Below are 11,838 nucleotides of genomic sequence, written 5' to 3' on the forward strand. Positions count from 1 at the left end.
CGAATTCTATCAGTATAAGTATATCATGGAAGTATAATGTTTTTGAATAATAGCGGGAAAAAATAATATTTTCGCAATTCGAAAAATAGGTTATGATAAGGATATATAAATAATATTTGGAGGTGGAAATATGGCGAATGTAGTTGAGCCTACATTGACAGGTGATTTAGTACAATCTTTGCGTAAAGAGTGTATCGTTATGATAGCAACAACAGATTTCGAAAAACAAATTCCTAACGTAAGTGCTATTTCTTGGGTATATGCAGTGAGTGAAACTAGTATTCGATTTGCGGTAGATCAACGCTCACGTATTGTGGGGAATATACGGCATAGTGCAGGGGTTGTATTGACTATAATGGCGAATGAATCCGTATTTTCCATAAGTGGTGAAAGTGAAATTTTAACAGATAGAATGGAAGGGATTCCTCTAAAATTAACGGTAGTAGAAGTGAATGTACAAGAAGTTCGTGATGTTATGTTTTATGGTGCGAAACTTGCTACCGAACCAACATATGAAAAAACATATGATCTTCGAGCTGCTAAAAAGCTTGATAACCAAGTATTAGTAGGAATGAAAGAATTATAAAGTAGATGAATAGGAACATCGTTCATAAACTTTTACAAGTGAGTATTGTGATTTAATGTGAAAAATTATAATAAAAAGTAATATATTGAATAGAAATGAATAAAAAATAAAGAAAAGGTTTAATTTCTATGAATTTCGATTCTACCTCGTTTTTACGGTACATATAATTATAACAATGGTTCGTCCATATTTTATGGATGAAACCCTTGTTCTACAAATTTAAAAGTGGAGTCAGGGGGTAACAGGTTGGATAAAATTTATGTGTTAGATACGAATGTACTTTTGCAGGATCCTTTATCTATTTTTTCATTTGCAACAAATGAAGTAGTGATTCCAGCAGTTGTATTAGAAGAGGTTGATTCGAAAAAACGTTATATGGATGAAGTAGGACGAAATGCTCGCTATGTATCTAAGTTAATCGACAAATTTCGCGAAATAGGAAAGCTGCATGAAAGTATTCCGTTAGAAAACGGCGGTACATTTCGTATTGAATTAAATCATCGCTCATTTGTTCAACTGCAAGATATTTTTGTAGAAAAAACAAATGATAATCGAATTTTAGCGGTAGCGAAAAACCTCTCTTTAGAAGAACAAGAAAAAGAGGACGGGAAATCAGTTATTTTAGTAAGTAAAGATGTACTCGTAAGGGTAAAAGCTGATGCAATCGGATTGCAGGCCGAAGATTATTTAAGTGACCGAGTAATCGAAGTGGAAAATATATATTCAGGATTTTTAGAAGGGTATATATCAAAAGAACAGTTAGATTATTTTTATGAAAAAGGTGAACTACCTTTATCTGAAATCGCAAATCATCCTTTTTATCCAAATCAGTTTGTTGTAATGAAAGATGCACTAGGGGGTTCTAGTTCTGCACTTGGGATTGTGGATCATTTAGGTAAGAAGGTAAAAAAACTTATTTTTCACAATGAACAAGTGTGGGGGATACGCCCACGAAACGTGCAGCAAATTATGGGATTAGAATTGCTACTTCGGGAAGATATTCCACTTGTAACGTTAACAGGAAAAGCAGGTACAGGAAAAACGTTACTTGCATTAGCTTCGGGACTAATGCAAACGGAAGATTTAGGTTTATATAAAAAACTACTTGTAGCGAGACCAATTGTACCGGTAGGAAAAGATATAGGTTATTTACCAGGAGAGAAAGAGGAAAAATTAAGACCGTGGATGCAGCCGATTTTTGATAATCTAGAGTATTTATTCAACACGAAAAAGCCTGGGGAGCTAGATGCTATTTTAGCTGGGATGGGTTCGATTGAAGTAGAAGCGCTTACCTATATACGCGGGAGAAGTATTCCAGACCAGTTCATTATAATTGACGAGGCACAAAATTTAACGAAGCATGAAGTGAAGACGATATTAACAAGGGTAGGCGAAAAAAGTAAGATTGTATTAATGGGGGATCCTCAGCAAATTGATCATCCGTATTTAGATGAATATAATAACGGTTTAACATATGTCGTAGAGAAGTTTAAAGAACAACGTATTAGTGGTCATGTAAAGTTTGTTAAAGGAGAGCGTTCTAATTTAGCACAACTAGCAGCGGATTTATTATAAAAAGGAGTGAGCTTAAGCTCACTCCTTTTTTGCCTTTTAAATATACAATTTAAATGATTGTAAATTTACGGATGTTACGAATCGGATTTTGTCTATTAGATCCATCATGGAAATATAGATGAACAGGCCCGTCTTCTCGTAATGGTTTACCTTCTTTTGAAAAACCGAGAATAGCTTTATGGGCTGTTTCTAACGGAAGTGTAATTGTATTGTCTGTGGTTTCAATTTCGACATGAGTAGCATCTTCTAAAATTTCAGCATTTTTTAGAAATGGATGAAGTGGTATGCCAAACGTCCCGTTAATAAGCTGTTCTTTTTTATATTTCTTTACACTTTGTTGTATTGGCGGGAAGGCAGCACCATCACGGATTTCGCGATCCCAATGCTCTGAAGTATGTTTTAAGTATGTTTCTAATTCGGATGATGCTTCTCTAGTTTCATCAAAGTAGGTTGTCAAATCTATTTTTCGATCATCGAAAATCCATACAGTTGGATCGATAGTGATTGGAAAACGAACTTTTCCATTAATAAATAAAATTTCGCTCATTGTTGTTCCCCCATTTGTGTTATACTCCCACTTTTCAGTATAATAGTATTAGGCACTGTTGTCACAAAAAATGTTTCTATTGCAATTTATTAAAACTATCGCTAATATTAATAGATATGAGAGAGTAGGACGGAAACGGAGGGAATCAATTTGGCGTCTGAGACAGTATCAAATCATCAGGAAAAGGCACTAGCCCTTCTACAAGCGGATGCAGAGAAGATTTTAAGACTTATTAAGGTACAAATGGACAATCTTACAATGCCGCAATGTCCATTATATGAAGAAGTTTTAGACACACAAATGTTTGGACTATCCCGCGAGGTCGATTTTGCGGTTCGCCTTGGTCTTATTGGAGAAGAACAAGGGAAAGCAATGTTAGGAGAGCTCGAACGTGAGTTGTCTGCACTTCATGAAGCATTTACAAACAAACAACAATAACGGGTTCAAATAAGGGGGCTCAAACTGAAATAGTTTGGGCTTTTTATTTGTATAATAAAGAAGGAAGAACCTATATACATATGGAATACAACAATAATTAAATTGAAACAGAAAGAGGAAATGAAATGAAAAAAGTATGGAAATCGATGGATTATTCCTTATTACTTCCTCTTGTTATCTTATGTGTGTTGGGAGTTATAATGGTATATAGTTCTAGTTCCATTGTTGCGATTTCGTCGAGACATAACTGGCCAGCAGATTACTTTTTTAAAAAACAATTATTTGCTCTAGCTGTTGGAACGATAATGTTAGCGATTATCGTTGCCATTCCTTATAAGTTGTGGAGAAAGCGAATAGTTTTGATCGCAATGGGAATAGGGAGTATTGGTCTATTAGCAGCAGCCTTTCTTTTCGGTCAGGTCATAAATGGTGCAAAAGGATGGATATTAGGTATACAACCAGCTGAGTTTGTGAAAATAACGGTTATTATTACGCTAGCAAACTTTTTTGCTAAGAAACAAGAAACGCAAACAGCTTTTGTACAAGGGATAATTCCTCCTCTAGCTGTTGTCGGTGGAGCGATGGGATTAATTTTACTTCAAAATGACTTAGGGACCGATATACTAATAGGTGGAACTGTACTGATTATGTTCTTTTGTTCAGGAGTTAATGTTAATTTAAGTATAAAGCGATTCCTCTTAACGTCTATAATATGGATTCCAGCGTTATATTTTATTGGGAACTATAAGTTAAGTCAGTACCAAAAAGCTCGGTTTTCAGTTTTTCTTGATCCATTTAACGATCCTCAAAATGATGGGTTCCAATTAATAAATTCTTTTATTGGAATTGCTTCAGGAGGGCTAAATGGTCGAGGGTTAGGGAACAGTGTGCAAAAATATGGATACTTACCAGAACCGCAAACAGATTTTATTATGGCAATTATATCTGAAGAACTTGGATTTATAGGCGTAGCTGTCATTTTAATCTGTTTACTACTTATTATTATTCGGGCATTTAGGGTTGCACAAAAGTGCAGAGATCCGTTTGGAAGTTTAATAGCAATTGGAATTGCAAGTTTGTTTGGAGTTCAAACTTTTATAAATGTTGGTGGTATGTCTGGGTTAATACCGCTTACAGGGGTACCATTACCGTTTATAAGTTATGGTGGTAGTTCTTTATTGGCTAATTTACTTGCAATGGGTATACTGTTAAATATTGCTAGTTATGTAAAACGACAAGAGAAACAACAAAACAAATTGACTAACGAAATAGAACAAGGTGGACCGCATCTTGTTGTTGTAAAATAAAAAACACATTGAGCTCTAGAGTTCAATGTGTTTTTTATTTTGTTAGATTTTAAATGTGATACAATATTGATTGTTATAAAACGAAAAGTATATTACATTTAATTGAATGTGATATACAATATTGTTGTTAGAAAAGGAAGAGGTATGCTATACTATTTTTGTGAAACAAATCGATCAGAAAACTTATCATTTGTTGAAAAATAAGGTATGATGGATAAAAATAAAGTGAAGCTTTCTAAGTATAATATAATGTAGAAAGTGAAGAACTTCACGCTCTTTAGAGTGTGTATGTATTTTATCTCTAGAGTGGTAGGAAAATAGAGGGGGAAAATCATGACAAAGCTGCAACGTATTCAAAAAGTATTGGTAGCTAACCGTGGAGAGATAGCAATTCGTGTGTTCCGAGCATGTTCAGAACTTGGATTAAACACAGTTGCGATCTATTCTAAAGAGGATAGCGGTTCTTATCATCGCTATAAAGCCGATGAGTCCTATTTAGTTGGGGAAGGGAAAAAGCCAATTGATGCTTATCTAGATATTGAAGGCATTATTGAGATTGCGAAAAGTAATCATGTAGATGCAATCCACCCTGGATATGGTTTCTTGTCAGAAAATATTCAATTTGCAAAACGTTGTGAAGAAGAAGGGATTATCTTTATCGGTCCAAAAAGTAAGCATTTAGACATGTTTGGAGATAAAGTTAAAGCAAGAACACAAGCGCAGCTAGCACAAATTCCAATTATTCCTGGTAGTGATGGTCCAGTAAATTCAATAGAAGAAGTTGAAGAATTTGCTGAAAAGTATGATTACCCGATTATTATTAAAGCATCCCTTGGTGGCGGCGGTCGCGGTATGCGTATTGTACGTGCTAGTGAAGAATTAAGAGAATCGTATAATCGCGCGAAATCAGAAGCAAAAGCAGCCTTTGGTAATGATGAAGTGTACGTTGAAAAATTCGTTGAAAAACCTAAACATATAGAAGTACAAATTTTAGCAGATGAAGAAGGTAATGTTGTTCATTTGTATGAGCGTGATTGCTCTGTACAACGACGCCATCAAAAAGTAGTTGAAATTGCACCGAGCGTGTCGCTTTCAGATGATTTGCGTCAGCGTATTTGTGATGCTGCAGTAAAGTTAACGAAAAATGTAAATTATTTAAATGCTGGAACGGTAGAATTCCTTGTAAAAGGTGATGAGTTTTACTTCATTGAAGTAAACCCACGTGTTCAAGTTGAACATACGATTACAGAGATGATTACAGGAGTGGATATCGTTCAATCGCAAATTTTAATAGCTGATGGACATGCATTACATAGCAAAATGGTAGGTGTTCCTAAGCAAGAGGAAGTGGTTGTGCATGGATTTGCAATCCAATCTCGTGTAACAACAGAAGACCCACTTAATAACTTTATGCCTGATACAGGAAAGATTATGGCGTACCGATCAGGCGGTGGTTTTGGTGTTCGTCTTGATACAGGTAATAGTTTCCAAGGTGCAGTTATTACACCGTACTACGATTCTTTACTTGTAAAAGTTACTACTTGGGCACTTACCTTTGAACAAGCCGCTGCAAAAATGGAACGTAACTTAAAAGAATTCCGTATTCGTGGTATTAAAACAAATATTCCATTCCTAGAGAATGTAGTAAAACATAAAAACTTCTTATCAGGAGAATATGACACTTCATTTATTGACGCGTCACCTGAACTATTCTTGTTCCCGAAACGTAAAGACCGCGGAACAAAAATGTTAAATTATATTGGTACAGTAACAGTAAATGGCTTCCCAGGAGTAGGAAAAAAAGAGAAGCCAATTTTCCCAGATGCTCGTATACCAAATGTGATACACTCAGAGCCAATGCAAAATGGAACGAAACAAATTTTGGATGAGCGTGGAGCGGATGGATTAGTAAAGTGGGTACAAGATCAAAAGCGTGTACTTTTAACTGATACAACATTCCGTGATGCACATCAGTCATTACTTGCAACTCGTGTTCGTACAAAAGATTTACATCACATTGCAGAGCCGACAGCGAGAATGTTACCAAACTTATTCTCAGCAGAAATGTGGGGCGGTGCAACGTTTGATGTTGCATATCGTTTCTTGAAAGAAGATCCATGGGAACGATTACTAGATCTTCGTGAAAAAATGCCAAACGTTTTATTCCAAATGTTACTTCGTTCTTCAAACGCAGTTGGATACAAAAACTATCCAGATAATTTAATTCAAAAATTTGTAGAATGTTCCGCGCAAGCCGGAATTGATGTGTTCCGTATTTTTGATAGCTTAAACTGGGTAGAAGGCATGAGAGTTGCAATTGATGCTGTACGAGATACTGGTAAGATTGCAGAAGCAACAATGTGTTACACAGGAGACATTCATGATCCGTTACGCAGTAAATATGATTTAAATTATTATAAAAATTTAGCAAAAGAGTTGGAAGCATCAGGAGCTCACATTTTAGGAATTAAAGATATGGCGGGCTTACTAAAGCCAAACGCAGCATATGATTTAGTTTCAGCATTAAAAGAGACGGTGTCGATTCCAATTCACCTGCACACACACGATACGAGCGGAAATGGTATTTTAACGTATACAAAGGCAATTGAAGCGGGTGTTGATATTGTCGATGTAGCGGTGAGTTCAATGGCTGGTCAAACGTCACAACCAAGTGCGAATACACTATACTATGCGTTAGGTGGAAACGAAAGACAGCCAGATGTTAATATAGACTCATTAGAAAAACTATCTCATTATTGGGAAGATGTACGAAAATATTATGCTCCATTTGAAAGTGGTATGAATGCTCCTCATACAGAGGTATATATGCATGAAATGCCGGGTGGACAGTATAGTAATCTTCAACAACAAGCAAAAGCGGTTGGCTTAGGAGATCGCTTTGATGAAGTTAAAGTGATGTATCGCCGTGTTAATGATATGTTTGGCGACATTGTAAAAGTAACACCATCATCTAAAGTTGTCGGTGATATGGCATTATTTATGGTTCAAAATCACCTAACAGAACAAGATATTTTAGAACGTGGACATGCTATGGACTTCCCAGGATCTGTTGTTGAAATGTTCTCTGGAGATTTAGGACAACCATATGGTGGTTTCCCGAAAGAATTACAAAAAATTATTTTAAAAGGGAAAGAGCCATTAACAGTAAGACCGGGTGAATTATTAGAACCAGTAGATTTCGATGCTTTAAAAGAAGAGTTATTCCACAAACTTGGACGCGAAGTAACAATTTTTGATGTAGTCGCATATGCATTGTATCCAAAAGTATTTATGGACTACGAAAAAGTTGCTGGGATTTATGGAAATGTATCTGTGCTTGATACACCGACATTCTTCTATGGTATGAGACTTGGTGAAGAAATTGATGTGGAAATCGAGCAAGGTAAAACATTGATGGTTAAACTAGTTTCCATTGGGGAGCCACAGCCAGATGGAAATCGTGTGCTTTACCTGGAGTTTAATGGACAACCGCGTGAAATCGTAGTGAAAGATGAAAACGTGAAATCAACTGTTGCACAGCGTGTGAAGGGGAATCGTGAAAATCCAAATCATATTAGCGCAACGATGCCGGGAACTGTTATTAAAGTAGTTGTAAAAGAAGGCGATGAAGTGAAAAAAGGTGATTCCATGGCAATTACAGAAGCTATGAAAATGGAAACGACGGTTCAAGCGCCATTTAGTGGTAAAGTGAAAAAAGTATATGTAAATGATGGGGATGCAATTCAAACGGGAGATTTACTCATTGAATTAGATCATTAAAATAAAGAAAAAGAGCTGTGCGAAAGCAGCTCTTTTTTGTGTGTAAATAATACCTTGCCGAATTGGCAAGGTATTATAGTTTTACTTTATTTTGTTTGCTTAGAAGTTGATTCAGTTTCTTTTGCATTGACTGTACTTCTTGTACCTATCATAACTAAATAGCATAGTACAGCAAACAGGCAAGAAATGAAGAGCGAATGTAATAATGCCATTGCTAAACTAGCATTTGTAAATACGACCAAAATCCCTACTATAGCTTGAAGTGTAACAAGGATAAATGAAATAATCCATCCCCAGTATACTACACGCTGCTGCTTGTAATGGCGAATAGCGATAATCATCGCATATAGTATCCAAGCGAAAATTAACATCGCTGCAACTCTATGTCCCATTTGAACCCACTCATGTAGTTGAGTTGGCATAGGTCTACTTTTGCTACATAAAGGGAAGTCTGGACAGGCTAAGGTAGCTCGTTCGTGACGTACTAAAGCTCCTGTGTAGACAACGATATAACTGTAAATTGTTACACCATAAATATGAAATTTCATTTTTTTGTCCATAATAAGTGAACGTGCATCAAATTTCTGATCAATTTCAAAAATAAGACACGTTAACAAGATGACAGAAGCAAATGAAATTAAGGAAATACCGAAATGAATAGCTAATACAGCAGGCATTTGACCCCAAACAACCGCCGCCGCCCCCATTAATGCTTGTGCAACTAAAAATACGAAGGATAAAATTGCTAACGTCTTTGTTTCGCGCACATGTTTATAATATTTCCAGGACAAGATACAAAGAAGAGTAACAAGGATTCCGGCTGATCCAGATGTTAAGCGGTGACTTAGCTCAATAATAGTCTCCATTGATAAATTAGATGGAACAAATTCACCGTTACAAAGAGGCCATGATTTGCCGCATCCTTGGCCTGAACCCGTTTTTGTAACTAAAGCGCCTCCTAGTAAAACTACTAATAAATCGAGACTTGTAATGACTGCTAACCATTTAATAAAGCGTTGCAATCTCTTTCACCATCTTTCTGCTATGAAGTTATTGCGAAATATTTTCATTCCATTATGTATAGAATAAAACGTGCTACAGTCCTATGATATATAAAAAATAATAAAATAGCAAAGAAATGGAGGGCGAGGACAACGTACGTATTATAAAGAAAAAAACGGGATTTAAAATACATATTTTAGGAGGGATTCAGGCTATTTTGAAAAGAAATGGGGAGAATACATGCTAAATATGACAAAATAGTTTATTATAGAAGATAACATCATGTTATGATAAGGATAAATTAGAATAAAGTTTTTTAATGTTCGACACAAAAAGTTCATGTTTTCTTCACAAAATGTTCGGGAAATGTGATTTAATATATTGGAGTATGGGCGTAGATTAGTAGTAGAATGGGTTAACAATATTTCTACTGTAATAATATTGCTATATAGAAGCGAAATATTTCACATGAAATATATGCTTAGAAAGATGATAGGTTTAAGAGGGGGTTAAAGTGATGAACCATGCAACAAGTGAGCTGCATGATGAGTCAGCTGTTTCAATTGTACCGGAAACAACTCGGTTACAAGATTTATCAGCGCTCGTTAAAATGGGGATTGTAAACTCAAATACACTTACTGTATTTACAGGATTTTGGTTGGCTTTACATTTTAATGGATTGAGTGTTATGGACAATCTAGATAAGTTATTTTTCACAATCGTTGGTTCGGCATTAATTATGGCAGGGGTATGTTGTTTAAATAACTACATTGACCGAGATATCGATCCATTAATGGAAAGAACAAAAAACCGTCCAACGGTAACAGGTAAATATAAACCTGGCTTTGCACTTGCATTTGGACTTGTAATTTTACTTCTTGGCTTTGTATTTTTATTACTTACTACACCGATGGCAGTGTTAATCTCATTTATTGGTGCCTTCACATATGTTGTTTTATATACGTTATGGACGAAGAGAAAATATACGTTAAATACTGTTGTAGGTAGTATATCAGGAGCAGTTCCACCTTTAATTGGATGGGCGGCAATTGATCCGTCTTTAAATCATCCAATTGCTTGGATGTTATTTTTAATTATGTTTATTTGGCAAATCCCACATTTCCTCGCATTAGCGATGAAGCGTGTTGATGAATATCGAAATGCAGGAATCCCAATGCTTCCTGTTGTACAGGGATTTGATATTACGAAACGTCAGATTATGATTTGGACAGTATGTTTATTACCACTACCATTTTATATGAGTGGACTTGGAATAACATTCATGGTAATTGCAACATTGCTTAACATCGGATGGATCGCATTAGGTCTTTATGGCTTCCGTCAACAAGATGACATCAAGTGGTCCGTAAAAATGTTTGTTTATTCCCTGAATTACTTAACAATCTTATTTGTGTCAATGATTGTAGTTACATTCTTCTAAGACAACGACATGATTGGATTTCTTTACGTTGAGATTTACTTTACTTAACTATAAAGTACAATCTAATTCACAAAGAAAGTGGGGGTTGTTTGTATGAAGAAACAGTGGCGACTGCTTTCGTTCGTTTCACTGCTGGCTTTACTGTTAGGGGGATGCGGTAAAGCTTTTCAGTCTACTTTAATTCCGCAAGGGGAAGTAGCAAAAATGCAATATGATTTGCTCTTGCTAGCGAGTGCAATCATGGTAGGAGTAGTACTTGTAGTTACTATTATTTTCTTATATGTAATTGTGCGTTTCCGACAAAAAAAGGGTGAGGAAGATTATATTCCAGAGCAAGTTGAAGGAAATCACAAACTAGAAATTATATGGACAGTCATTCCGATTATTCTTTTGTTAATCTTGGCTGTTCCGACTGTTACATATACATTCAAGCTTGCTGATGTAAGTGCGATGGAGAAAAAGAATATTGATAAAGATACTATCGTTGTTGATGTAACAGCGAATCTTTATTGGTGGGAATTTTCTTATAAATCAGAAAAAATAGTAACTTCTCAAGATTTAGTTATCCCCACAGGTAAGAAAGTGTATTTGAATTTGAAGGGTGCCGATATTAAACATTCGTTTTGGGTTCCATCTTTAGCTGGGAAAATGGATACAAATACAGATAATGTAAACAAAATGTGGTTAAAGGCAGATAAATCGGGCACTTATAATGGTTTTTGTACAGAATTTTGTGGCCCATCACATTCTTTAATGCAGTTCAAAGTGAAAGCTCTGGATGAAAGCGAGTACAAAAAGTGGCTTGCTGACATGAAGAAGATTGATGGAAAAAAAGAAGTAGCTTCTACAAAGGCGCAAGAGGGTCAAGAAATATTTAATAAAAGCTGTATTGGTTGTCATGCAGTTGGATCAAATGATAGTAGACCACCTTCTGCTCGTATCGCACCGAACTTAGCAAACTTTGCAGATCGCGATATGGTTGCTGGTATTGCCGAAAATAATGAAGAGAACTTAAAAAAATGGCTCAAAGATCCTGAAAATATGAAACCAGGTAATAAAATGACTGGTAAATATGGCAACTTAACGGATGATCAAATTAATGCATTAAATGCATATTTACAAACGTTAAAGATTGAAAAATAAAGAGGGATCATTTGCGAAG

General features: G+C 35.7%; 9 protein-coding genes. 7 read left to right on the forward strand and 2 right to left on the reverse strand.

Translation table 11 applies throughout. The features are described from left to right. Window positions 1-130: 130 nt before the first annotated feature. On the forward strand, window positions 131-586 hold the full coding sequence (locus tag ABH960_RS10540) for a PNPOx family protein (RefSeq protein WP_002014791.1): 456 nt from the start codon (window positions 131-133) through the stop codon (window positions 584-586). Between the two features lie 246 nt (window positions 587-832). Then, entirely contained in the window at window positions 833-2,161 is a 1,329-nt protein-coding gene (locus tag ABH960_RS10545) for a PhoH family protein (RefSeq protein WP_002088317.1), read from the forward strand. A gap of 49 nt (window positions 2,162-2,210) precedes the next feature. Here ABH960_RS10545 and ABH960_RS10550 read toward each other — a convergent pair whose 3' ends face one another. Continuing rightward, window positions 2,211-2,708 carry a molybdopterin-binding protein gene (locus ABH960_RS10550; protein ID WP_063219148.1) on the reverse strand — a complete coding sequence of 166 codons (498 nt, stop codon included), beginning with the start codon at window positions 2,706-2,708 and terminating at the stop codon, window positions 2,211-2,213. A 150-nt stretch (window positions 2,709-2,858) separates the two neighbouring features. On the opposite strand from ABH960_RS10550, the gene ABH960_RS10555 reads away from it, so the two are divergent. From ABH960_RS10555 to pyc, 3 genes are all read left to right on the forward strand, one after another. Beyond that, the gene (locus ABH960_RS10555; RefSeq protein WP_002088314.1) at window positions 2,859-3,146 is read left to right on the forward strand and encodes an Fpa/YlaN family protein; all 288 of its coding nucleotides are present in this window, start codon (window positions 2,859-2,861) and stop codon (window positions 3,144-3,146) included. Window positions 3,147-3,271: 125 nt separating this feature from the next. Next, window positions 3,272-4,453: an FtsW/RodA/SpoVE family cell cycle protein gene (locus ABH960_RS10560; RefSeq protein WP_002033727.1), complete on the forward strand. Its 1,182-nt coding sequence runs from the start codon at window positions 3,272-3,274 to the stop codon at window positions 4,451-4,453. A gap of 333 nt (window positions 4,454-4,786) precedes the next feature. Beyond that, a complete protein-coding gene (gene pyc, locus ABH960_RS10565; protein ID WP_012261618.1) occupies window positions 4,787-8,233 on the forward strand; it encodes a pyruvate carboxylase in 3,447 nt (1,148 codons plus the stop codon). Window positions 8,234-8,319: 86 nt separating this feature from the next. Here pyc and ctaA read toward each other — a convergent pair whose 3' ends face one another. Then, window positions 8,320-9,255: a heme A synthase gene (gene ctaA / locus ABH960_RS10570; protein ID WP_002088309.1), complete on the reverse strand. Its 936-nt coding sequence runs from the start codon at window positions 9,253-9,255 to the stop codon at window positions 8,320-8,322. A gap of 497 nt (window positions 9,256-9,752) precedes the next feature. On the opposite strand from ctaA, the gene cyoE reads away from it, so the two are divergent. Beyond that, on the forward strand, window positions 9,753-10,676 hold the full coding sequence (gene cyoE, locus ABH960_RS10575) for a heme o synthase (protein ID WP_002142959.1): 924 nt from the start codon (window positions 9,753-9,755) through the stop codon (window positions 10,674-10,676). Window positions 10,677-10,769: 93 nt separating this feature from the next. After that, window positions 10,770-11,819, forward strand: coding sequence for a cytochrome c oxidase subunit II (gene coxB / locus ABH960_RS10580; RefSeq protein ID WP_002088304.1), 1,050 nt, complete (start codon window positions 10,770-10,772; stop codon window positions 11,817-11,819). The last annotated feature ends 19 nt before the right edge of the window (window positions 11,820-11,838 follow it).

The sequence above is a fragment of the Bacillus sp. RC252 genome, assembly GCF_044909215.1.
Taxonomy (GTDB): domain Bacteria; phylum Bacillota; class Bacilli; order Bacillales; family Bacillaceae_G; genus Bacillus_A; species Bacillus_A mycoides.